Source organism: Romboutsia sp. 1001216sp1 (assembly GCF_039841805.1).
Taxonomy (GTDB): Bacteria; Bacillota; Clostridia; order Peptostreptococcales; family Peptostreptococcaceae; genus Romboutsia_C; species Romboutsia_C hominis.
Genome location: NZ_JBDPHA010000007.1, coordinates 46,881 through 70,060, shown reverse-complemented (window position 1 = coordinate 70,060; position 23,180 = coordinate 46,881). Strand labels below are relative to the sequence as shown.

General features: G+C 26.5%; 23 protein-coding genes and 1 riboswitch. Of the genes, 21 read left to right on the top strand and 2 right to left on the bottom strand.

All coding sequences use genetic code 11. The features are described 5' to 3' along the window. Nucleotides 1-93 precede the first annotated feature (93 nt). From ABHC41_RS08485 to ABHC41_RS08450, 8 genes are all read left to right on the top strand, one after another. Nucleotides 94-1,524: a cell wall-binding repeat-containing protein gene (locus tag ABHC41_RS08485; protein ID WP_271892973.1), complete on the top strand. Its 1,431-nt coding sequence runs from the start codon at nt 94-96 to the stop codon at nt 1,522-1,524. Between the two features lie 143 nt (nt 1,525-1,667). Next, the gene (locus ABHC41_RS08480; RefSeq protein ID WP_271892971.1) at nt 1,668-1,847 is read left to right on the top strand and encodes a hypothetical protein; all 180 of its coding nucleotides are present in this window, start codon (nt 1,668-1,670) and stop codon (nt 1,845-1,847) included. A 372-nt stretch (nt 1,848-2,219) separates the two neighbouring features. Continuing rightward, complete coding sequence (locus ABHC41_RS08475; RefSeq protein WP_271892969.1) at nt 2,220-2,621, top strand: hypothetical protein; 402 nt, start codon at nt 2,220-2,222, stop codon at nt 2,619-2,621. Between the two features lie 14 nt (nt 2,622-2,635). Then, entirely contained in the window at nt 2,636-2,866 is a 231-nt protein-coding gene (locus ABHC41_RS08470) for a hypothetical protein (RefSeq protein ID WP_271892967.1), read from the top strand. 9 nt (nt 2,867-2,875) lie between these two features. Continuing rightward, nucleotides 2,876-5,224: a hypothetical protein gene (locus ABHC41_RS08465; protein ID WP_271892965.1), complete on the top strand. Its 2,349-nt coding sequence runs from the start codon at nt 2,876-2,878 to the stop codon at nt 5,222-5,224. Nucleotides 5,225-5,592: 368 nt separating this feature from the next. Further along, nucleotides 5,593-5,636: riboswitch (PreQ1 riboswitch) on the top strand. Nucleotides 5,637-5,734: 98 nt separating this feature from the next. Next, nucleotides 5,735-6,700, top strand: a complete 966-nt coding sequence (locus ABHC41_RS08460) for a nucleoside hydrolase (RefSeq protein ID WP_092925768.1) — start codon at nt 5,735-5,737, stop codon at nt 6,698-6,700. Nucleotide 6,701: 1 nt separating this feature from the next. Next, a complete protein-coding gene (locus ABHC41_RS08455) occupies nt 6,702-7,265 on the top strand; it encodes an ECF transporter S component (RefSeq protein WP_092925770.1) in 564 nt (187 codons plus the stop codon). A gap of 107 nt (nt 7,266-7,372) precedes the next feature. Continuing rightward, on the top strand, nt 7,373-8,065 hold the full coding sequence (locus ABHC41_RS08450; protein ID WP_092925772.1) for a radical SAM protein: 693 nt from the start codon (nt 7,373-7,375) through the stop codon (nt 8,063-8,065). Nucleotides 8,066-8,121: 56 nt separating this feature from the next. Here the strand turns inward: ABHC41_RS08450 and ABHC41_RS08445 are convergent, their stop codons facing one another. Further along, a complete protein-coding gene (locus tag ABHC41_RS08445) occupies nt 8,122-9,468 on the bottom strand; it encodes an MATE family efflux transporter (protein ID WP_092925774.1) in 1,347 nt (448 codons plus the stop codon). Between the two features lie 303 nt (nt 9,469-9,771). Between ABHC41_RS08445 and ABHC41_RS08440 the strand changes: the two genes are divergently transcribed. The 8 genes from ABHC41_RS08440 (at nt 9,772) to ABHC41_RS08405 (ending at nt 16,260) form a co-directional block, all read left to right on the top strand. Beyond that, entirely contained in the window at nt 9,772-10,146 is a 375-nt protein-coding gene (locus ABHC41_RS08440; protein ID WP_092925776.1) for a GntR family transcriptional regulator, read from the top strand. A gap of 11 nt (nt 10,147-10,157) precedes the next feature. Then, complete coding sequence (locus ABHC41_RS08435; protein ID WP_195237766.1) at nt 10,158-11,012, top strand: ABC transporter ATP-binding protein; 855 nt, start codon at nt 10,158-10,160, stop codon at nt 11,010-11,012. A 1-nt stretch (nt 11,013) separates the two neighbouring features. Next, a complete protein-coding gene (locus tag ABHC41_RS08430; protein ID WP_166505409.1) occupies nt 11,014-11,646 on the top strand; it encodes an ABC-2 transporter permease in 633 nt (210 codons plus the stop codon). A 337-nt stretch (nt 11,647-11,983) separates the two neighbouring features. Beyond that, the gene (locus tag ABHC41_RS08425; protein WP_092925780.1) at nt 11,984-12,529 is read left to right on the top strand and encodes a hypothetical protein; all 546 of its coding nucleotides are present in this window, start codon (nt 11,984-11,986) and stop codon (nt 12,527-12,529) included. Nucleotides 12,530-12,648: 119 nt separating this feature from the next. Then, a complete protein-coding gene (locus tag ABHC41_RS08420) occupies nt 12,649-12,951 on the top strand; it encodes a DUF898 family protein (protein WP_092925782.1) in 303 nt (100 codons plus the stop codon). A gap of 193 nt (nt 12,952-13,144) precedes the next feature. Then, nucleotides 13,145-13,558 (top strand): membrane lipoprotein lipid attachment site-containing protein, encoded by a 414-nt coding sequence (locus ABHC41_RS08415; RefSeq protein WP_166505408.1) that lies wholly within the window; start codon nt 13,145-13,147, stop codon nt 13,556-13,558. A gap of 305 nt (nt 13,559-13,863) precedes the next feature. After that, entirely contained in the window at nt 13,864-14,394 is a 531-nt protein-coding gene (locus ABHC41_RS08410) for a hypothetical protein (RefSeq protein WP_092925786.1), read from the top strand. 240 nt (nt 14,395-14,634) lie between these two features. Beyond that, nucleotides 14,635-16,260 carry a Na/Pi cotransporter family protein gene (locus tag ABHC41_RS08405; RefSeq protein ID WP_240275822.1) on the top strand — a complete coding sequence of 542 codons (1,626 nt, stop codon included), beginning with the start codon at nt 14,635-14,637 and terminating at the stop codon, nt 16,258-16,260. 38 nt (nt 16,261-16,298) lie between these two features. On the opposite strand, the gene ytaF is transcribed toward ABHC41_RS08405, so the two are convergent. Next, nucleotides 16,299-16,916, bottom strand: coding sequence for a sporulation membrane protein YtaF (gene ytaF / locus ABHC41_RS08400; RefSeq protein ID WP_092925790.1), 618 nt, complete (start codon nt 16,914-16,916; stop codon nt 16,299-16,301). Nucleotides 16,917-17,090: 174 nt separating this feature from the next. On the opposite strand from ytaF, the gene ABHC41_RS08395 reads away from it, so the two are divergent. The 5 genes from ABHC41_RS08395 to ABHC41_RS08375 all read left to right on the top strand — a co-directional run bounded on the left by ABHC41_RS08395 (nt 17,091) and on the right by ABHC41_RS08375 (nt 23,157). Then, nucleotides 17,091-17,678, top strand: a complete 588-nt coding sequence (locus ABHC41_RS08395; RefSeq protein ID WP_166505407.1) for a hypothetical protein — start codon at nt 17,091-17,093, stop codon at nt 17,676-17,678. 89 nt (nt 17,679-17,767) lie between these two features. Then, nucleotides 17,768-18,433 carry a Bax inhibitor-1 family protein gene (locus ABHC41_RS08390; protein ID WP_092925794.1) on the top strand — a complete coding sequence of 222 codons (666 nt, stop codon included), beginning with the start codon at nt 17,768-17,770 and terminating at the stop codon, nt 18,431-18,433. Nucleotides 18,434-18,585: 152 nt separating this feature from the next. Then, on the top strand, nt 18,586-19,014 hold the full coding sequence (locus tag ABHC41_RS08385) for a hypothetical protein (protein ID WP_092925796.1): 429 nt from the start codon (nt 18,586-18,588) through the stop codon (nt 19,012-19,014). Between the two features lie 229 nt (nt 19,015-19,243). Continuing rightward, nucleotides 19,244-21,841 (top strand): ATP-dependent chaperone ClpB, encoded by a 2,598-nt coding sequence (clpB, locus tag ABHC41_RS08380; RefSeq protein ID WP_195237754.1) that lies wholly within the window; start codon nt 19,244-19,246, stop codon nt 21,839-21,841. A 188-nt stretch (nt 21,842-22,029) separates the two neighbouring features. Continuing rightward, a complete protein-coding gene (locus tag ABHC41_RS08375; protein ID WP_271892953.1) occupies nt 22,030-23,157 on the top strand; it encodes a helix-turn-helix transcriptional regulator in 1,128 nt (375 codons plus the stop codon). Nucleotides 23,158-23,180: the final 23 nt, after the last annotated feature.

Sequence of the window (23,180 nt, the reverse complement as noted above, 5' to 3'; positions counted from 1 at the left end):
TATTTTTTGTAGAAAAATAAATATAGTTAAGAAAATTTAACAAAATATATTATATAATTTTATTGATTGAAAAAATAATTCTGGGGGGATAGAATGTCTTTATTAAAAAACACAAAAGTTAAAGCTTTAATTTTAGGATTAGCTATATCTACACAATTTGTAGGTATATCACATGCAAATGGAGTATGGGGAGTAGATAGAATACAAGGTGACAATATCTATAAAACATCTGCTATGTTATCAGAGTATTTTGGTGAATATGATACAGTTATACTAATTAATGTAGATAATACTACTGCGGATGGATTAAGTGCTGCAGGATTAAGTGGAGCAGTTAATGCACCTATATTCGCAGTAAAAAAAGATAGTATACCTTATGAAGTGTCACGTAAAGTAAATGATGATAATGTAAAAAAGGTATATATTATAGGTGGGGAGAATTCGATAAGTCAAGATGCAATAGATGATTTATATTATGGTCAAGAAATTGTTAGATTATCTGGAGATGATAGAATTAAAACTTCTTATAAAGTAGCTAATGAAGTTTCAAATATAACAAATGTTAATAAAGTATTCTATGCTAATGCTTGGAGAGGAGAGCCTGATACAATGTCAGTGTCTTCTGTAGCAGCAAGAGAAAAAGCACCTATAATTCAGACTGATGGAAAGGATATACCATTTACTGAAAATATACAAAGCTATGTGGTTGGTGGTAGTTCTACAATGTCTGATAATATAGTTAAAAAAACACAAAGTGAGAGGATAGGTGGAGTTGACAGATTTGACACTAATAAATTTATAATACAAAAGTTTTATCCAAATGCAGATTTATTTCATATAACAAAAGCATATGATTTAAAAGATGCTATGATAGCTGCACCTGTGGCTAATAAGTTAAATAAACCAGTCGTGCTAGTACATTATGGTAGTGATAAATCTATATTAAAAGGTGCAAGAAATATAACTGCTATTGGAAATGTTACTCATCAAATAAGAGAAGAAGCTCATGAAGCATCAAGAGGGGCAACATCTAAACCAATACACGCTACTTTCAAACCAGGAACATATCTAATAGGTAGAGATTTAGATCCGGGAGAATACTTAATAACTTCTAATAAGAATGATTTAGGTTATTACGAAGTTAAGAATGGAACATCTTCAAATGCAGATATAATAGATAATGGATTCGCTAGTCCAAATACATATGTAACAGTTGAAAAAGGTCAATACTTAGAAATTCAAAGAGCTACTGCTAAGATAGCAAGATTTAATTCATTACAATCTAATCAAACTAGTGTTAAAGATGGCATGTATATAGTTGGCAAAGATATAAAAGCAGGGGAATATAAAGTTCAAGCTAAAGCAGGAAAATCTGCATACTGGAGTATATCTAAAAATAGTGATGCAAAAGATCGTAATAAATTATTAGCAAATAGCTTATTCGAAGGTACTACATATGTAACTGTAGAAGATGGAGAGTACTTAGAATTAAGAGATATATTACAAGCTACCAAAATTAAATAAAATATAAATAAGATAATTCTATTAATTTAGGATTATCTTATTTTTTATGTTTTAATATTAATTAAAAATTTTCATTGGACAGGCAAGTTTATGCTCCCATCAACATAGAATGGAGTATACTGATAAAGAAAGGAGCATATAAATTGGCAAATACAAGACAGAAAAGTGAACTTAGAGAAGATTTAAGGATAAATGTATCTTTTAAAAGTTTAAATCCAGATGAAGTTGAACTATATGAATGGATAAAAAATAAATCTAAAGGCATAGGACCAAGTGGATTTATAAAGATGCATTTGTTTGAACTAATGAATAAAGAAAAATAAATTAAAAGAGCCCCAGGATGGCAGTCCTTAGAGCTCAAACCTCAGTGAACTATAAAAATTATATAATTCTATAATAAATTTCTATAAATATTATTTAAACCCTTCAAATTAAATCTAAAAATCCACTCTAATAACCATGCCTGTGCTATTCATATCTGCAATTATACTAAAGAAGATAAACACATTAGAAGTTCTTAAGAAGTTTATATTAGAAATTGTTTTAGAATTTAAAAAGAGATTTATTTAATTAACATTTCTACAATAGTTCCTATTGTTCCAAATGCTGTAAACCAAAGAAAATTACCCATATAAATTACCTCCAGATAAATTAATTATAAGAATATTATTTACAAATTTAAGGGGGATTATACCATGTTACTAGGAAAATATAGAGTAAAAACATATAAGTTCAGAGCGTTTAGAAAAGAAGATATTACGTTAGTAGAAAAGATGTTAGATCATATCAAGGAAAATAAAGTTATGCATGTAAAGTTAGTATTTATGGTAGTTTTAATGCTACATATAGATATAAATGTATACGGGAATGAGTTTGCATCTAGCTTAGATAGAGTAGGAAATCAAATAATAGATATGCTATCAAGTTTTGCTAAATGGGGATGTATAGGCATGGGTACTAAGACTATGATAGTAACACTTTTGAACGGTGGAAATATGAAGCAGGCTATGACAGAAGGAATACAGTACTGGATAGGATTTTTGTTCATACAATTTTATCCTCAATTATTCGAAATGTTTAATGGAATTAAATTTTAAAGGAGGGATAGTGTATGTTTAAAAAGTTATTTGAAGCTGTAAATCCTTGGAATTATATTGAAGAATGGTTACTAGAAGTGGGAAGAGACATAGTATTATCTAGTCAGTATATATGTGTTATAACAGGTATGATAGGACTTATATTATATTTGTTTGGATGCAATAAAGGAAAAACAGTAGCATCTATATCGCCTGTAATATATGTAATAATTAGAATTTTAGGCTCTGTACTTTTAGGTATATAGGAGGTTTATATGTTTAAAAGAAACGTAGAAAGCATAAAGCTTAGCAAATTAATAGAAGTGAAGAGAGCGGAATATACAGTAGTTCAATTAATACCCACTAAAAGTAATAAGAACAATTCAACTCATAGTATTGCTAATCTTATTAATAAGATGTATATGAAAACTAGTAAATTAATTAGAGTTGAAAATAAGAAACTTATCATAGAAACACAACTAAAAGCTTCTTATTATATACATGTCACTAAAAAAGAAGTACAATTCTTTTTCATAATACCTAGTATTCATCTAATGAAGTTCAAATCTAAGTTTACGGAGACTTGGAAGAACATAGAGATAAGAGAAGTAGATAAATTACCTATCAATCTAAATGAATGTACTAAGTATCAACTAAGATATAAAATGAATGATGCGTTAAGCCTAAATGTAGATAAGAGAAGCAATGATCTTCTTAATGCAAATATGTCAGTTCTAGAAATTTTAGAAGAAAATGAAAGTGTAGGGATATTATATAATTTTATCCCAACAGCAGAAAAAGAAAGTAATTATTTCAAAATAACATATAAGGAAGCTATCCAAAGATATAGAAAAGGAGAAAATCTAAAAAAGAGTAAAAATATAGTAGATTTAGGCATAATAACACTAAAATTTCTAATTCAATTTTTAGATGACTTTATAGGAGCGATTCTAAGTAATAATAAAACAACTCAACAATTGTTTATATATACAAATAAAGAGCCTTCTCCTAGCACTATTAGAAAAGCTAAAAGTGATATATGTAAAACTCAAGTGGTTATTTTAAGCAAATCTAAGGAAAAAGAGCGAGAAAAACAACTAGCTATATCTACATGTAACACTTTTAAGTCTATAACAGATGATAATGAACTAGTTGGTAATGAAATAAAGCAAAATCTAAATGAATATACAACACAGTTAAATAATGTGAAAGTATTAAATACTACAGAAGAAGAGTTAGGAAATTGCATTGCATTACCAGGTCGAGAAATAATAGATACTTATAAAGTTATAGAACATATAGAAACAAAAGAAAATCCAGTACCAGAAGAATTAAAAGATGGTGTTGTTAATTTAGGTGTAGTTAAATATAAAGATAATAAAGATTGTGCATACTTAAGCAATGAAGAAAATCTACAATCATTACCTTTAGCAATAATGGGAGGTTCTCGAAGTGGTAAGTCTACTTTTAGTATAAATATGTGTAAAAATATAATTGATGCAGAAGAAGGTCTTATAGTAATAGATTTTATTAAGAATACAGAACTTTCAGAAGATATAAAAAGTATTACACCTAAAAATAGGCTTATAGAAATTGACTTATCTAATCCAAAACATGTCCAATCACTTGCATATAATGAGTTAAAAATAAAAGAAGGTATGAATAAAGATGTAATACTTAAAATAGCTAGAAGGCAGGCAAATTTCATATTACAATTAGTAAATATTATGAATGGTGATGATAAACAGTTAGCTCCTAAGATGCGAAAATATTTAGGTGCAGCTGCAAGGATAGCATTTTGCAATACTAATACAAGTTTTAAAGACATATTGAGAATATTACAAAATCACATTTATAGACATGATTACATTAATAACCTAACAGAAGAATTAAAAGTGGATTTAGAGGATAGTATACTGGCATTAAATGAGTTAGATGAATATAGTAAAGTAACAAAAGATAGCCCTATATCAAAAGTATGTGGCACTAAAGATAATAAGATAGAAGGTATAATAGATAGAATTGATTTATTAAGAGAAAACCTAGTACTAGATAGTATGCTATCAAAGGATCCTAAAGACAATATAAATTTTATTGAAGCTATGGAAGAAGGTAAGGTAGTTTTGATAAGAATGAGAGATACGGATTTTGATGATGATATTTCTATAGATATACTTACGACTTTCTTTATCCAAAAGATTTGGATAGCTACTAAAGAGAGAGGTACTATGCATGACTTACCAAGACGTTGTACAGTTTTAATAGATGAAATATTCCAATCACCTACAAGTCAAAAGATATTAACTAAGACTTTTGTTCAAAGTGCTAAATTTGGATTGAAATATGTATTAACATTACATTATATGGACCAACTCACTAAAGACGCTCAAGCAGCACTTAAAAATTCTAATGCATCGTATATGTTAATTAGTGGAGTAGATAAGAAAGCATATGAAGCTCTAGAAGAGGAATTTAATGTACATGGATATTCATTGGATGATCTATTAAACCTTAAACAGTACCATAGTTTAAATTTAATTAAGTCTAAAGATAGTTATAAGTCCTTTATAACTCACTTACCTCCAAAGTTAAAAGTTAAAGATGAAGAACAAAATATTGCATAAAAATAGGAGAGCAGACACTCTCCTATTAATTTTGAGATATGTTTATAATAGGTTAGACTCTGGCTAAGGTGCTAAGGCTAACATAACCGCTTCACTCATATTCCGTCAAGCTCACTACGTTTCACTTGCTACATATTCGCTACGCATGTTATAGCATATGCAAATAGCATCGTAAAAGTTGCATGTCCTTATATAAAAAATAATTTTCATATTTAAACTAAATAAGATATTGTATAATATACAAAATTCATGTTAAAATAAAAACTGTTAGTAAGTTGTGGATAAATAATTGAAACTGACAACGAACTGACAGTTTTGCAAATATAAAATCTTATAAGTATTGAAAATACTAGATAGTTTAAAGTTATCTAGGACTTGTTCGAGAACTCCAAGTATAAAAAACTAGGGATTTATATAGTGGCAGTATATAGACGTATCCTAGATACGCTTTTTTAATGCACTAAATAAAAGCGTATAGTTCTCCATTAAATGTTTATGGAGGAGATTAAAATGAAAAAAAGAAAAGTAATAATTGATTGTGATCCAGGAATTGACGATTCATTAGCAATACTTCTAGCATTAAATTCACCAGAATTAGAAGTATTAGGGATTACCGTATGTAGTGGAAATGTACCTGCAAACTTAGGAGCAAAAAATGCTCTAAAAGCACTTCAAATGTGTTCTTCGCTAGATGTACCTGTATATATAGGAGAAGAGCTACCTTTAAAAAAAGAACTTATAACAGCACAAGATACTCATGGAGAAGATGGTATAGGAGAAAATTTTTATGAAGAAGTTGATGCTAAAATTTTACATGGTGGAGTAGACTTTATAATAGATACTTTAAATAGAAATAAAGACGTATCTATTATAGCATTAGGTCCGCTTACCAATATAGCTAAAGCATTAATTAAAGATAAGAAAGCCTTCGATAACTTAGATGAGTTTGTTTCCATGGGAGGAACTTACAAAAGTCATGGGAACTGTTCACCAGTAGCAGAATTTAATTATTGGGTAGATCCACATGCTGCTGAATATGTTTATAAAAACTTACCTAAAAAAATTCATATGATAGGACTTGATGTAACTAGAAAAATAGTATTAACACCAAATATTATTGAATTTATAAACAAACTAGATAAAGATGTATCTAAATATATAACAGAAATAACTAGATTTTATATAGATTTTCATTGGAATCAAGAAGGCATAATAGGTTGTGTAATAAATGATCCATTAGCAGTCGCATATTTTATAGACAGAAATCTATGCAACGGATTTGATTCTTACGTTGAAATAGTAGAAGAAGGAAAAGCCATAGGTCAAACTATAGTAGATGCATATGATTTTTATAAAAAGAAACATAATGCACATATACTGACAGAAGTAGATGCAAAAGCTTTTATGAAGATGTTTATAAAAAATATATTTAAGGATAAAGGTAATATTATAGACTCTATAAAAGGAGTGATATAATATGGAAAAGAAATTAAACGTTAGAAACTTAACTTTAATAAGCTTTGGAATAGCTTTAAATGTAGTAGGAGCATTTATAGCCTATTCTTTAAGACTTCCTATATATATGGACTCTATAGGAACAATATTTATAGCCTGTTTACTTGGACCTAAATATGCCGTAATAACAGGTCTATGTGGAAGCTTAGTAAGTGGAATGACTTTTGATATATATTCAATATACTTTGCTCCTGTTCAAATAAGTACAGGGTATTTAGCTGGTTTGATGTATAAAAAAGGATTCTTAAAAGGTATAAAAACTCCTCTTGGAGTGTTTATATTCACATTACCAACATCTATAATAAGTGCCATGATAAGTGCATTTTTATTTGGAGGTATAACATCATCGGGTTCATCATATATTGTTCAAGTACTAAGTGTAATTGGAGTTCCAGATGTATTAAGTGTATTTATAACACAAATATTTACAGATTATGCTGATAAATTTGTGGCAGTACTATTAATAGGGGGTTGTGTTAATGCACTTCCTAGAAATGTAAAATCACAAATATTATTAAATAGATAAAATTCATAATAACTAATTTTTATAAATTTAAATTAAACATAGATTGGAATATATCAAATTAGGTATTATATTATGTATAATACCTAATTTATTATAAAGGAGAAAAAATGGACAGATATAGTGAAATAACTAATAAAAACCAAAGAGAAATAGTACTACTTAAAAGTTTTCCATGCGTATGGGGAAAATGTAGTTTCTGTGATTATATATTAGATAACTCAAAATCAGAAGAGGAAATAAATAAATTAAATTTTAAAGTACTTGAAAATATAACAGGAAAATACAAAGTTTTAGAAGTTATAAACTCAGGAAGTTGTTTTGAACTTCCGAAAGCTACACTTGATAAAATAAAAGATATAATAAAAGACAAAAATATTGAAAAACTATTTTTAGAAAGTCATTGGTCATATAAAAATAAAATACAAGATATGAGAGAATATTTTGAAATACCTATAACTTTTAAAATAGGTGTAGAAAGTTTTGATTATGACTTTAGAAATAATTTTCTAAATAAAAATGCTAAATTTAAAAGTGTAGAAGAACTTAAAACTTATTTTGATTCTCCATGCATGATGGTAGGTATAAAAGGTCAGACAAAAGAAATGATAGATAAAGATATGGATATAGTTTTAAATAATTTTGATCATGCTACTATAAATGTTTTTGTAAATAATACATCAGATATTAAAAGAGATGATGAGATAGTTAATTGGTTTGTAGATAAATATAAAGACTTACTAGATAAAAATCCTAATATAGAAGTATTATATAATAATACTGATTTTGGAGTAGGAGAATAAAAAGCTAGCTTAAATTTTTAAGCTAGCTTTTTAAATGTAGATTTGTCTTATAATTTTTATGATGAGTAACACTCTGAAGAATTTATACTATTAACTTTTTTATGATAGTCAATAAATAACGGTATAGATGCTGCAAGCCAAGCCATAGGACCTGCTAAACAAATACCAGTATAACCAATAGCTAAAGGTAATGTAAATGCAACAATAGTTCTGGCAAGTAATTCGTAAACACCAGCCATCATAGGCACGAAAGTATATCCCATACCCTGAAGTGCATTTCTGTATATAAATATTAAGCTAAGAGGTATAAAGAAGAAAGAAACTGTAGTTAGATATTTAGTAGCGTATGATATTACATTTGGATCTGAATTTGATACAAATAGCTTAACAAAATATTCACCAAGTGTCATAAGTATAATTCCACCAATAACACCAATAGCTATATTTATTAATGTACACTTTTTAACTCCCTCTTTAATTCGTTCGATATTATTAGCACCAAGATTTTGAGCACAATAAGTTGCCATAGTAACACCAAATGTTACACTTGGCTGCATAACAAGTTGTTCAACCCTAGAAGCAGCAGTATATGCAGCAACAATAGTTGATCCAAATGAATTAACAGCACCCTGAAGTATTACTGCTCCGACAGCAGTTATTGAAAATTGAAGAGCCATTGGGATTCCTATATTTAAGTGTTTCTTATAAAAGTCTAAGTTGAAGCTAAAATGTCTTTTTTCAAGTCTTAATATAGGAAATTTTTTAGCAGTATAAATTAAGCATAGTATACCTGAAACTCCTTGGGAAATAACAGTAGCATAAGCAGCTCCTTTAACTCCCATAGAGAATTTAACTATAAACATCAAATCTAGTATTATATTTAAAATGGATGCAACAATTAAGAAATATAAAGGAGTTTTACTATCTCCAAGTGCACGAAGTATACTTGCAATTATATTATAGAAAAATGTAACAAATATACCTCCGTATATAATTATTATATATGAATAAGCTTCATCTATTATATCATGTGGAGTTTTCATTAAATTTAAAAGTGGTTTAGTAAAAAATATACTTAAAATAGTAATTATAATAGTCATAATTACAGACAGTACAATTGCACTACCTACGGCTTTTTTAACACCTTCTTCATCATTTGCTCCAAACCTTTGTGAAACTAATACGGAAAAACCAGATGCAAGGCCTAATATAAATCCTATTATTAAAAAAATCATAGAACTTGTTGATCCAACAGCTGCTAGAGCTTTAACACCTAAAAATCTTCCAACAATTATTGTATCTACCATACTATAGAATTGTTGAAAAATATTTCCTATAAGTAATGGTATAGAAAAATATAAAATTAATTTTACTGGATTACCAGTAGTCATATCTTTAGTCATAAACATTCCCCCCTTTTATGTAAGACATATCCATCAGCATATACTAACATTATTTAAAACCATATACAATAGATTATAAAAAAGTTATTAAAAATGATACTATATTTTTATTATATTACAATAGTATTTAATTTATTGTTACAGAACAATTCTATAAAACTTACATTTAAATAAAAATCATTAAGTATATATTTTTTTAATTAATTTTGAAAATAGGTTGACATGAAGTGTACATAAAGTGTATATATATAATATATACATTTTATATACACTAAATATTAAGTAAGGAAGAGAGGTGTAAAATTGAATATAAATATAAGTAATACATCAACAATACCCTTGTATGAACAAATAAAAAGCCAGATACAAAATCAGATATTAGACTCAACATTAAAGCCAGGGGAAGGTCTCCCATCTATAAGAAATTTCGCAAAAGAATTAAAGGTTAGCATAATAACCATAAAAAGAGCCTATGAAGAACTTGAGAAAGAAGGATTTATAGAGACTGTTACAGGGCGAGGAACTTTTGTATCAACAAAAAATACAGATCGATTAAGAGAAATAGCTTTATATGAAATAGAAAATAAATTAGAGGATATTATAAGGCAAGTAAAATCAGTAGGTATAACATTAGAAGAAGGACTAGAAATATTTAAAAGTATATATGAAGAAATATAAGGAGGTATATTATGAATGCAATAGAGATTAGAAATTTGAAGAAAAATTTAGATACATTTAATTTATGTATAGATAATTTAGATATAAAAAAGGGATATATAACAGGGTTTATAGGTCCAAATGGATCAGGAAAAACTACCACAATAAAATTAATTATGAATATGATATTTAAAGATAGTGGTAGTATAAAAATATTTGGAAAAGAATATAAAAAAAATGATATAAATACAAAAGAATTAATAGGTTATATTGGTGATGTTCCTGGTTACTTAAATGAATCTAAACTTAAGGATATAAAAAAGTCAGTATCTTTTTTTTATAAGAATTGGGATGAATCATTGTATAGAAGATATATACAAAAATTTAAATTAGATGAAAATAAAATATATAAGAAACTTTCAAAGGGACAACAGAAAAAGTTTGAATTAACAATGGCGCTGTCTCATCATCCAAAACTTATAATAATGGATGAACCAACAGCAAATTTAGACCCTTTAGTCAGAAATGAATTTTTAGATATACTTCAAGAACATATAGAAAAAGAAGAAGCTACTGTATTTTATTCTACTCATATAACATCTGATTTAGATAAAGTCTCAGACTATTTAGTATTTATATATGATGGGAAAATAATACTAAGCGGAGATAAAGATAGCATATTAGAAAGACATAGTATGATAAGAGGTGGGAAAAATTTATTAGACAATGAAACTAAAAGAGCATTAGTAGCATTTAATGAAAATTCATTTGGATTTGAAGGATTAACATCAAATGTAAAACATGCATACGAAATATTTGGGGAAGAAGTTGTTTATGACAAAGTTAATTTAGAAGATATACTAATGTATTATACTAGGGGGTATTAATATGAATAATATAATGAATCTTACTAAAATGAGTTTAATAAATTTTAAAGCAATACTTAAGCAAGTTGGTATAATAATTATAATGTGGTTATTTGTATCAGCAATCAATCCTTCATTTATAGGTGCTTTATCTTCAATGATTACAATTGTTGGTGTACCACAGCTTATGTCTTATGAAGATGTAAGTGGTATAGATAATTTGATAGGAGTAATTCCTGTAAAAAGAAGTGAGTACGTTATATCGAGATATGTAATTGGTATTATAACAATGATATCATCAATGCTTATAGTAAGTGTTATATACCATATAATAGAAGTTGATATAAATTTAGATTTACTATTAACTACAGTAATATTATCATCTACATTAATTATTAGTATGTTAATTCCAACAATGATTAAATATGGTGCAATAAAGGGAAAATTCATAACTATGGCTATAACTTTAGCTACAATATTTTGTTCAATGCCAATTGTAGATATACTTCAAAATCCTTCAAAACAGCTAAAAAATATAATAGACTATATAAATAATATAAATCCTTTAATAGTATCAATAATTATAAGTATTTTAACTATTTTAATATCTATGATAATATCCATAAAGATATATGATAAAAAAGAGTTCAAATAATTTGAATTAATAAAAAGAGCCTGTATTAAATTTCTAAATAAGGGCTCTTTTTATATTATTATATTTACTACAATTATAGTTTTTTTCATATTTTAGTTGACTGTATATATTAATTCATTATTTGTAGAAACGCTCCATTATTCAAATTCTCTTATATTATTGAAAGATATAGTTGAGATTAATAAGAAAAAAGGAGCATATAAAAAAACATATATTCAAAGTGAATTAATAGTATGATATATTATATAAGTATTAAAAATATACAAACATATTTTAAATTAAATTTGATTTTTAGCATAACAAAGATTTGACGAATTAGTATAGAAAGGACATAAATATGCAAGCTATAAGAATAAAACCAGAAGAGTTTAGATTAGAAAATTTTATAAATTATTATAAGGATAATTGTGATGAATTATTATATGATTATCCAGATTATGTATCAAGAGTATGTTTGATAGATAGAGACTATATGGATGTAATAACTTTTGATGAAGATTATGAAGATATAAATGATGCAAGTGATTATGCTAATTTATTGTTAGGAGAAGAGTATGCACTCCATTTTGCTATAGGTAAGACTAATGAAGATTTAGATAAGGTAGAATTTTTAGATGGAAAGATATATAATTTAAGAAGTTATGGTGATGATGAGTATGAGGATTATAATATAAGAGACATTGGGGACTTTAGACTAGATTTAAATAACCTAGTAGGTTTAACACTTGACTTTGACTATGAAGACAAAGAAATCGTAATATCAAGCGTAAACTTTGAACATGGAGGTGAATTAGCTACACCTAGGATAATAGAAGTAGAAGATAGTGGAGACTTAGAAAAAGTAATTGTTAATTTTATAGAAAGATTTATAATAAAAGAATAATTCACTATACCATAAATTTTTATAAAGTTTTAAGGTTTATTTAAGATTTAATTAAGTTGCAGTTTATATACTTTATTATGCATATATATTAATATATATACATAATAGGAGGGAAACATATGGAATCAAGATTTGAAGGTGGATTACTAGGACTTATTGGAGTTAATATATTAGCTTGGTTAATAACTGCTTTTACGTTAGGATTAGCCACACCGTGGGCTATGTGCATAAAATATAGATGGGAAGCCGAAAATACGGTAATAGAAGGAAGAAGGCTCGAATTTAAAGGTACTGGATCTAGCTTATTTTTTAACTATATAAAATGGCTAGTATTAACTATAATAACTCTTGGTATATATGGTTTTTGGTTATATATAAAATTATTACAATGGAAAACTGAAAATACTGTATTTAAAGATTAATAAAAGTTATATAAGACCGTCTTACAGTAAGTTTTGTTATTAGCTAGACTTATTTTAAGATGGTCTTTTTGTATTTTGGGATACTATTTAAATAATTTAAGATTTATTTAATGTTGGGTTTATTATTTTTTAAGATATAGTATATATAATATGTTTATAATATTAAATGAAACGGACATGGAGGAAATTGAGAATGAAGAAAATAATAGTATTTTTAATGTTGGCAACTATATTGACAGGATGTAGTATGGATATAAAAATCCATAAGTTTAATAGCTATAAAGATGCTAAAGATATAATAGAAAGAGGTTGGATTCCTGAAAATATCCCAACTAATGCTACCAATATACAAGAAGTTCATAACTTAGATTCCAATAAAGCAAATGGAAGATTTATAATACCAAAAGATGAAACAGATAAATTTATACAAACATTAGAAAAGGTAGATAAAAAAAGTGTACTAGATGATAAGTTTATAGAAACTAAATGGTTTAATGAAAAAGATATAAAAGAAAAAATCAAAAATAATAAGCTTACTGTAGGGACAAAAGACGATAATATATATGCAGTAAGTAAAAATGGCGATGTTTACTACTGGGCTAAGTAGCTATGTAAAGTATGGCTTTAAATTAATTCTTAGAAAATAAATCAATATGAAACTTTTTATATAATAATATTAATACTAAAAAGATGTGCAAAATATAATTATTTTACACATCTTTTTTATATTCATTTTAATATAGTAGTAATTACTATAAAAACTAAGTTTACAGATAAACAATTATATGCTGTTCATCTGTTGCCATAAATACTAGTAAATCTAATTATTATAGATATTTTCTACAATAACTATTGTTTAAAAATAGACTCATAGTTATAATAAACATATATTTTAAATTAAGGAGCAAAACTATGAAACAATTTTTATCAAAAGACAAATTATCAATACATACATCACCATTATGTGATGTTCTTATAAAAAGTAGTGGCTATGAAAGTTTAGACAAAAACATAGCTGAAAGTAATATCGAATTTGAACCTCAAAAAACTTATGAAATAGCATCTAGTAACTTCTTTGATTTTAATCAACATTTGTATGAAGATATAAATCATATGAATTCTATAAGTGCAGGTATATATTGTGAAATGGCATTAATAACATTTAGAATATTTATATGGGGATCAAAAGGTGAGGGATTTGAAATATTTAAGCATGTTTTAAGAGGCGAAGAAATAGATAGGTTAAAAAGCAAAGAAGATATAAAGGAGTATATCGTAAAACATTTAGAAGAATTAGAAAAAGGCATAATAGAAACTTATCAGTTAGATTGTATGAAAAGCTTTGAAGAGTTTGGTAAATCAATAGAAACTAGACAAATATTATTAACATCAATATTAAAAAATTTAAGCATAGAAAATAACTTAAAAGACTTTAGAAAATAAAACCCATTTAATGGGTTTTTTTATTTACATTACATATATTATTTTTAACTTAAATTTAAAAAACTTAACATAATAGGATTTAATCAACTTTTATTTAACATAGATTTAACATTAAGTGCAATAAATTAACATTTGCTTAACACATTATGACAATTTTTTTGATAGAATAAGTTTGTAATAATAAAAGAATAAAATTATTTAATTTTAAAAACATTAAAGTTTTAAGGAGGAAGAAATATAGTGGAAATAGCAATAAACCTGATGGGGGGACTAGGTCTTTTTCTATACGGTATGAATTTGATGGCTGATGGCCTTCAAAAGTCAGCAGGAGAAAAACTAAAAAAGATAGTTGAACTTCTAACTAGTAATGTACTAATGGGGGTTATAGTTGGAGCTTTAGTTACAGCTATAATACAAAGTTCAAGTGCTACGACAGTTATGGTAGTTGGATTTGTTAATGCGGGTATAATGACACTACCTCAAGCAATAGGTGTAATAATGGGAGCCAATATAGGAACAACTATAACTGCTCAATTAGTATCACTAGATTTAGTTGGGTTAGCGCCAATGGCATTAGGCGTAGGTATAATACTTTACTTATTTAGTTCTAAGCCAAAGGTTAAAACAATAGCTGAAATATTTATAGGATTTGGTATATTATTTACAGGTATGGATTTTATGAAGGAAGCTGTTGCACCTTTAAAAGAGTTTTCAGGATTTACTAATGCATTAGTATCATTTGGACATAATCCGATACTTGGTATACTTCTTGGATTTGGTATAACTGCAATAGTTCAAAGTTCTAGTGCTTCAATGGGTATGTTACTTGCACTTGCATCTGAAGGAATATTACCATTATCATCTGCTTTACCAATATTATATGGTGAAAATATCGGGACTTGCGTTACTTCATTAATATCAAGTATAGGTGCTAGTAAGAACGCTAAAAGAGCTGCTACAATGCATTTAACATTTAATGTAATAGGGACATTGGTATTTATGTTATTACTAAGTAAGCCAATAACAATGGTAGTTACACACTTAGATCCAAATGATGTGAGTAGACAAATAGCTAATGCACATACTTTATTTAATATAACTAACGTTATACTACTATTACCTTTTTCTAAGTTAATAGTAAAACTTACTATGAAGTTAGTTCCAGAGAAAGAAGATGAAATAGAAGAGAGAAAAACTGTTAAATTCTTAGATGAAAGAATATTAGAAACACCATCTATAGCTTTATCAAATACTATTAAAGAGACTTTAAGAATGGGTGAAAAAGCTAAGAAAGCTCTGATTTGTTCAATGGAAGGTGTGCTTGAAATGTCAGATACTAAAATAAAAAAGGCATTTAATGAAGAAATAAAGATAAATGAATTACAAAAAGCTATACTAAGTTTCTTACTAAAGCTATCTAAAACAACTTTAAATGATGATTCAAGAGAAGGTGTTGACTATCTATTCAATACTGTAAATGATATAGAAAGAATAGGAGATCATGCTGAAAATATAGCTGAATTATCAGAAATAATATTAACTAAAGAATTAAAATTATCTGATGAATGTAAAGGTGAGTTAACTGAAATATACAACAAAGTATTAAGCACATATACTTATGCACTTGAATCTTTAGAATCTAATAATGTGGATTTAGCATTAAGAGTTGTCAAAATGGAAGAACAAGTTGATATAATGGAAAAAGTATGTCGTCAAAATCATATGAAAAGATTAGATGAGAGTGTATGCACAATAGATAATGGAGTTGTTTATTTAGATATAGTAAGTAATTTAGAGAGAATATCTGACCATTCAGTAAATATAGCTCAACAAGTTATAAAAGCAAACAGTAATAAAGTAGCATAAGTCAAAAGAGTTATCTCAAGTATGAGATAACTCTTTTTTTATCTTATAAATGCAAGAGCTATAAGCATTACTCCTGATAACCAAGACAAATTAATATGGCTAATCTTATTAATATGACAACCTACTATACAACCAAATAGTAAAGATAAAAATCCAATAATTAAAGATAATAATAAAACTTCTGCATAATTAATATATCCTAAACTGCTTCCAAATCCAACTGCTAAACTATCTAAAGAAAGAGCTATTGCAAGATAAAAAGCTTCTTTAGGTGTAAGCATTTTAGATTTATCATAATCTGCTTTAGTTTCATCCGCATAAATTTCAAGTACAAACTTAAAATCAAATAATTTAAATGTTAGAGGAGCTTGATTATTATATATTTTATCTATATAGCTTTTAATTATACATTCAAATAATCTAAATATGCCAAGCCCTAATAACAATAAAAAGCTTAATAAGGATGCTATATTGGCTGATAGTAAATCTTTAAACAAAGATCCCAAAAATAAAGAAATACCTAAAGTAATTGTAGATACTAATGTTATTATAGATGCCGATTTAAAAGGAATTTTAATTTTATTTGTACCATAAGCAACACTAGCTACAAATGTATCTAATGAAAGTGATAGCACCAAGAGAAGAGATTGTAGCATTGGATGACACCCCCAAAATATTTAACTAATATTAAGATATTAATTAATTCGTATTTTGTTAACTATAAAATATTATAAATGTATAATTTATTTTGATTAAATTAAATAAGGTTGTAAATAGTTAGATTTTAGTGGTAAAATATAAATACTAAAATATTAAGAGGAGTTATATAAATGAAGTGCAATAAAAAAATAATATCATTAATTATAATATCATTAATGTCATTAGGTATTGTGGCTTGCGATAAAAATGATATACAAAAAGATCAAGAAAAGGCAGTATCTAATGTTGAAGAAAAATCAGACGAATCAATAAAAGAGATAGATAATATGCTATCTGAAATAAAAAACAAATATAAAGACTCTGTAGAAGAAATTGAAGATAAGGTTTCTATAGATAAGTCAAATAATACTAATCTAGATCAAAAGAAGATATCTAATTATACTAACAAAATATTGAGTTTAGATGATATGAAATTAAGAGACATAGAAAATAAACTTACATCAATTGATGAACTTGCTAACATAGGAGATGACAAATTAAAAACTTTGATAGGTAAATACAAAAATAATTTATCTGAAAATTTAGATGATTTTATAAAAGATATTAATTTAAGTAATTATTTAGATAAAGAAAAAGAATTACAAAGTGATATTAACTCTATAAAATCTAAAATAGAAAATACTAAAGAAAACCTAACAAATGTAGCGAATGATAAAGTAAATAAAATTTCTGATAGCATAAGTAATATAATCAACTAATTTGATACAAATTATTTCATATAATATAAATTTAACAATATATGGTATAATACATATATAGTTTTTTATAATATATGGAGATGATAAAAATGCATAAAGAAATTACAAACCCAATGGCTGATATTTTTAAATATCTAGCAATATCTATACTATTTATGTTTATAGGGTTTGCATTTGGGCAAGCTTTTATTCCTATAAGTGTTGTTCAAGTAGCAAATTTAATATTACCATTTTTAATAATAGGTTTACTTATAATGGCAATATTATCTAAGAAAAGTATAATACCTAGAAGTTTTTCTATGAACTATGTTTACTTATTTACATTTATAGATGGTATACTTTTATATCCACTATTATCTTTTTACTTACAAAGTTTAGGAACATCTATAGTAATTAATGCTTTACTTGGAACTTGTATATTATTTGGTATACTAGCCTTTATATCTTATAGAAAGAAAGCTGGGCATTACCTAGGTATAGGATCTATATTATTTGCAGGTCTTATATCACTTTTACTTCTATGTATAATAAATATATTTATAGGTTCACAGACATTAAATATATTATATAGTGTTCTGGGTATATTAATATTCTCAGGATATATATTATATGATATAAGTCTAATAAAATATGACATAGAATCAGGAAACATAATAAGTAAGAATGATTTATCTATACATGTATTAAATCTTTATCTAGACTTTGTAAATATCTTACTAGATTTATTAAATTTAATATATGAATTCAAAGATTAATAAATAAAAAGACTAGATTATACTAATTAGTATAATCTAGTCTTTTTATTTATCCTTAAATCCTTATATATTTGCAATAATTTAATTCTAAATAACCTTCATATAATTATTAAATATAGGAATACTATTATTATATAACTCAGGAGGAAACTATGGGAAAATATAAATTAGACTATTTCGCTAAATATTATTTCTTTGAAGAAGAAGACTTTCTAAAAGAGGAAGAGGGAGAGTATATATTAAATAGAATAAAGGAAAGCAATAGATTTGATTATAAGGGATATTCTTATAAATATACTAAATATAATAATATATCTAAGGGTTGTACTCAAAAAAATGTAGATGTGGAAATTCCTAAGGAAAGTATAGATATAATATTAAACGGAGATAGAGTACACCTTGATTTAATATACAAATTTTACACAAAGAAATTAGAGGATCATATTAGAATAACTACTAGAATAAGTGAAAAAACAAAAGAGGTTTCTTGTCTTTTATATATAGATTATATTCAGGCTAATGATTTTATAAAGGAATTAGAAAACATTAAAAAATTACAAGAATATAATATGAAAAGCTAAAGTAAAAGCACCTATTCCAATGAATTGTAATAGGTGCTTTTACTTTTATATATTTTATATTGACAAATAAGATAAAAAACTATTGACAAAGTATTTTTATAGGAGTATATTGTAGTTAATAAATTATTAGCACTCAACTCAATAGAGTGCTAATAAGAAAATTCTAAATAAAATAAATAATTAAGATTTTACTGAAAATAATATATATTATGATAGTGGAGGGATACATATGGATATAGAAAGAATGACTGTAAGGGTACAAAAAGCTTTAAATGAAGCTTATAATATAGGTGTTAAAAACCATAATCAACAAATAGATGTTATACACTTATTAAGTGCATTAGTCAATCAAGAGGATGGACTTATACCTAATATATTAGAAAAAATGGGTGTATCAGTAGATTCAGTAAAAAATAGTATAGATATGGAACTGAGCAAATTACCTCAAATTCATGGAGAAGGTATAAGTTCACAAGGTGTTACAGCTACAAGAAGAATAAATGAAATTTTAATAAAAGCAGAAGAAATATCTAAAGAATTTAAAGATTCTTATATAAGTGTAGAACATGTAATGCTTGCTATGATAGATATGGAAGGTAATACACCAGTAGGAAAAGTATTAAGACAATACAATATAAATAAAAGTAATTTCTTAGAAGTACTATCACAAGTTCGTGGAAGTCAAAGAGTAGAAACTCAAGATCCTGAAGGCACTTATGAAGCACTAACTAGATATGGAACTAATTTAGTAGATTTAGCTAAGAAAAATAAATTAGATCCAGTTATAGGTCGTGACGAAGAAATAAGAAGAGTTATAAGAATATTATCAAGAAGAACTAAAAATAATCCAGTACTTATAGGTGAACCTGGTGTTGGTAAAACTGCAATAGTTGAAGGATTAGCAGAAAGAATAGTTCGTGGAGATGTACCAGAAGGACTTAAGGATAAAGTTATTTATGCACTAGATATGGGTTCATTAATAGCAGGTGCAAAATATAGAGGGGAATTTGAAGAAAGATTAAAAGCAGTACTTAAAGAAGTTCAATCTTCAGAAGGAAAAATAATACTATTTATAGATGAGATACACACAATAGTAGGTGCTGGTAAAACTGATGGAGCAATGGATGCTGGTAACCTAATAAAACCAATGTTAGCTCGTGGAGAACTTAATTGTATAGGTGCTACTACATTTGATGAATATAGACAATATATAGAAAAAGATAAAGCACTTGAAAGACGTTTCCAACCAGTTATAGCAGAGGAACCAAGTGTATCAGATACTATATCTATACTTCGTGGGCTTAAAGAAAGATTTGAAATACATCATGGTATAAGAATACATGATAACGCAATAGTAGCTGCTGCTAAATTATCAGATAGATATATACAAGATAGATACCTTCCTGATAAAGCAATAGACTTAATAGATGAAGCTGGTGCTATGATTAGAAGTGAGATAGATTCTTTACCAACAGAACTAGACACTGTAAGAAGAAGAATATTTACGCTTGAAACTGAAAAAGAAGCACTTCTTAAGGAAAATGATGAAAAAAGTAAAAATAGATTAGAAAATCTAGGAAAAGAGTTAGCAGAGTTAAAATCTAAGAATGATGAAATGACTGCTAAATATGAAAATGAGAAAAAACAAATACTTGATATAAGAAATTTAAAAGAGGAATTAGATAAGGCTAAAGGCGATGTTGAAAGATATGAAAGAGAATATGACTTTAACAAAGCAGCAGAATTAAAATATGGTATAATACCAAAGTTAGAAGAACAAATACAAAATCATGAAGAAAAAATGGCATCAAGTTATGAAAATGCATTATTAAAAGAAGAAGTAACAGAAAATGAAATATCTCAAATAGTAGCTAAATGGACTGGCATACCTGTAACTAAATTAGTAGAAGGTGAAAGAGAAAAGCTTCTTAAGTTAGAAGATGATCTTCACAAAAGAGTTATAGGACAAGATGAAGCAGTAACAGCAGTATCTAATGCAGTAATAAGAGCTCGTGCAGGACTTAAAGATGAGAAAAAACCAATAGGTTCATTCATATTCTTAGGGCCAACAGGAGTTGGTAAAACAGAGCTTGCTAAAACTTTAGCTAACAACTTATTTGATAGTGAAGACAACATTATAAGAATAGATATGAGTGAGTACATGGAAAAACATGCAGTATCTAGACTTATAGGACCTCCTCCAGGTTATGTAGGATATGAAGAAGGAGGTCAATTAACAGAAGCTGTTAGAAGACACCCATACTCTGTAATACTATTTGATGAAATAGAAAAAGCACATGAAGATGTATTTAATATATTCCTTCAGATATTAGATGATGGTAGACTTACTGATAATAAAGGTAAAACAGTAGACTTTAAAAATACACTTATAATAATGACATCAAACATAGGTAGTCATCATCTATTAGAAGCTGGTGAAAACATAGATGAATTTACAAAAGATATGGTTATGAATGAAATGAAACATAGATTTAAGCCAGAATTCTTAAATAGAGTTGATGATATAATAATGTTTAAGCCACTTAGTTTAGAAGGAATCAAAAAAATAATAGATATATTTGTAGATGCATTAAGAAAAAGACTTAGTGAAAAAAATATAGATATAAAAATAACTGATGGTGCTAAAGAAGTTATGGCAAAAGAAGGGTACGATCCAGTATATGGTGCTAGACCACTTAAGAGATATATATCAAATACATTAGAAACAAAAATAGCTAGAAAAATAATCTCTGGAGAAGTTTATAGCGGATGTACTGTAGTTATAGATGCCGATGGAGAAAATATAGAGGTATATACTAAAAACTAGTTAAATAAAATTGAAACCGCAAAAATAAAAGACTTAATAAGTTATAACTTATTAAGTCTTTTATTTTTATGTAAATGATAGTTTTAACCAATAGTTAAAAAATTTAATCAGAAGTTAATTATACGTCCATTGTTAACATACAAAACTTAATTTATACTATAAATATAACACATAAAAGGAGTAAATTAATGGAGAAAATAAAAATAGGGGAAAATATTAAGTTATTAAGAAGAAAGAAAAATATTACTCAAGAACAATTAGCAAGTATTATTGGAGTATCAATACCAGCAGTATCTAAGTGGGAAAAGGGTGTAAGTTTTCCGGATATAACATATCTTCCTGTACTAGCAAATTACTTTGAAGTAAGTATTGATGATTTGTTAAATTATAGAAAAGAACTTGATGAAAATGATATCGCAAAAATAATTAAAGAGTGTGAAGAATTAATATCTATAAATTCAATAGAAGAGTCTATTAAACTATGTGAAAGTTATATGAAAAATTATCCATCTAATTACAAACTTAAATTTAAACTAACTCATATTTATTCTCTTACTATGATAAAAGAAACAGATTTAAATAAAGAAGATATAACAAATAGAATAATAGAAATTTTAGAAGATATAGTAGATAATACAAATGATATAGAGTTAAAAGAATATTCTCTTATGCAATTAAGCAGTAACTATATGATAGTAGATAAAAATGATAAGGCTGAAGAAGTTTTAAAAAAAATATACAAACCAAATTGCAATCCAGATGTAATGCTACCTCTTATATATATGCAACAGGATAAAATAAATGAAGCAAGAAAACTTATGCAACAAAATTTAAATACTTCAATTGGAGAAGCTATAACGTCTTGCATGGGACTAGCCATTTCTTACTATAGTTACAAAGATGATATGGACGAGAATAGTATAGATTACTCTAAAGCTAGTATGTATTATCAATTAGCTATCGATATTGACAAGTTAGTATATGATGGAAATCAAATGGGTTCATTTTTAAATTCAAACTTAGCACATATTAATTTAAAAAAAGGAGATATAAAAGCTTCATTAATGTACTTAAATAGATTGGTAGATAGTTTAGAATATTTGGGTACAGATATACCTAGGCAACTTAATAAAATAGCATACTTTGACAATCTTGATGATATAAAGAAAGAGGAGTCAGTAAATGTAGATGTACTACAAATACTAATAGATTCACTAAATACAACATTTATCAATTTAAAAGGAAATAAAGAGTTTGAAGATATAATATCTAGAATAGTAAATTTAAGAAAATTAGTTAATAAAGATAATAAATAATATAATATTTATTATATACAAGT

Excerpts from the sequence above, each read along its gene's own strand:
- ABHC41_RS08445 (WP_092925774.1), bottom strand. The coding sequence starts at position 9,468 with ATGACTAAAGATATGACTACTGGTAATCCAGTAAAATTAATTTTATAT.
- ABHC41_RS08385 (WP_092925796.1), top strand. The coding sequence starts at position 18,586 with ATGGGAAAATATAAATTAGACTATTTCGCTAAATATTATTTCTTTGAA.
- ABHC41_RS08465 (WP_271892965.1), top strand. The coding sequence starts at position 2,876 with ATGTTTAAAAGAAACGTAGAAAGCATAAAGCTTAGCAAATTAATAGAA.
- clpB (WP_195237754.1), top strand. The coding sequence starts at position 19,244 with ATGGATATAGAAAGAATGACTGTAAGGGTACAAAAAGCTTTAAATGAA.
- ABHC41_RS08430 (WP_166505409.1), top strand. The coding sequence starts at position 11,014 with ATGAATAATATAATGAATCTTACTAAAATGAGTTTAATAAATTTTAAA.
- ABHC41_RS08460 (WP_092925768.1), top strand. The coding sequence starts at position 5,735 with ATGAAAAAAAGAAAAGTAATAATTGATTGTGATCCAGGAATTGACGAT.
- ABHC41_RS08485 (WP_271892973.1), top strand. The coding sequence starts at position 94 with ATGTCTTTATTAAAAAACACAAAAGTTAAAGCTTTAATTTTAGGATTA.
- ABHC41_RS08435 (WP_195237766.1), top strand. The coding sequence starts at position 10,158 with ATGAATGCAATAGAGATTAGAAATTTGAAGAAAAATTTAGATACATTT.
- ABHC41_RS08425 (WP_092925780.1), top strand. The coding sequence starts at position 11,984 with ATGCAAGCTATAAGAATAAAACCAGAAGAGTTTAGATTAGAAAATTTT.
- ABHC41_RS08410 (WP_092925786.1), top strand. The coding sequence starts at position 13,864 with ATGAAACAATTTTTATCAAAAGACAAATTATCAATACATACATCACCA.
- ABHC41_RS08475 (WP_271892969.1), top strand. The coding sequence starts at position 2,220 with ATGTTACTAGGAAAATATAGAGTAAAAACATATAAGTTCAGAGCGTTT.
- ABHC41_RS08420 (WP_092925782.1), top strand. The coding sequence starts at position 12,649 with ATGGAATCAAGATTTGAAGGTGGATTACTAGGACTTATTGGAGTTAAT.
- ytaF (WP_092925790.1), bottom strand. The coding sequence starts at position 16,916 with ATGCTACAATCTCTTCTCTTGGTGCTATCACTTTCATTAGATACATTT.
- ABHC41_RS08375 (WP_271892953.1), top strand. The coding sequence starts at position 22,030 with ATGGAGAAAATAAAAATAGGGGAAAATATTAAGTTATTAAGAAGAAAG.
- ABHC41_RS08415 (WP_166505408.1), top strand. The coding sequence starts at position 13,145 with ATGAAGAAAATAATAGTATTTTTAATGTTGGCAACTATATTGACAGGA.
- ABHC41_RS08470 (WP_271892967.1), top strand. The coding sequence starts at position 2,636 with ATGTTTAAAAAGTTATTTGAAGCTGTAAATCCTTGGAATTATATTGAA.
- ABHC41_RS08395 (WP_166505407.1), top strand. The coding sequence starts at position 17,091 with ATGAAGTGCAATAAAAAAATAATATCATTAATTATAATATCATTAATG.
- ABHC41_RS08390 (WP_092925794.1), top strand. The coding sequence starts at position 17,768 with ATGCATAAAGAAATTACAAACCCAATGGCTGATATTTTTAAATATCTA.
- ABHC41_RS08455 (WP_092925770.1), top strand. The coding sequence starts at position 6,702 with ATGGAAAAGAAATTAAACGTTAGAAACTTAACTTTAATAAGCTTTGGA.
- ABHC41_RS08450 (WP_092925772.1), top strand. The coding sequence starts at position 7,373 with ATGGACAGATATAGTGAAATAACTAATAAAAACCAAAGAGAAATAGTA.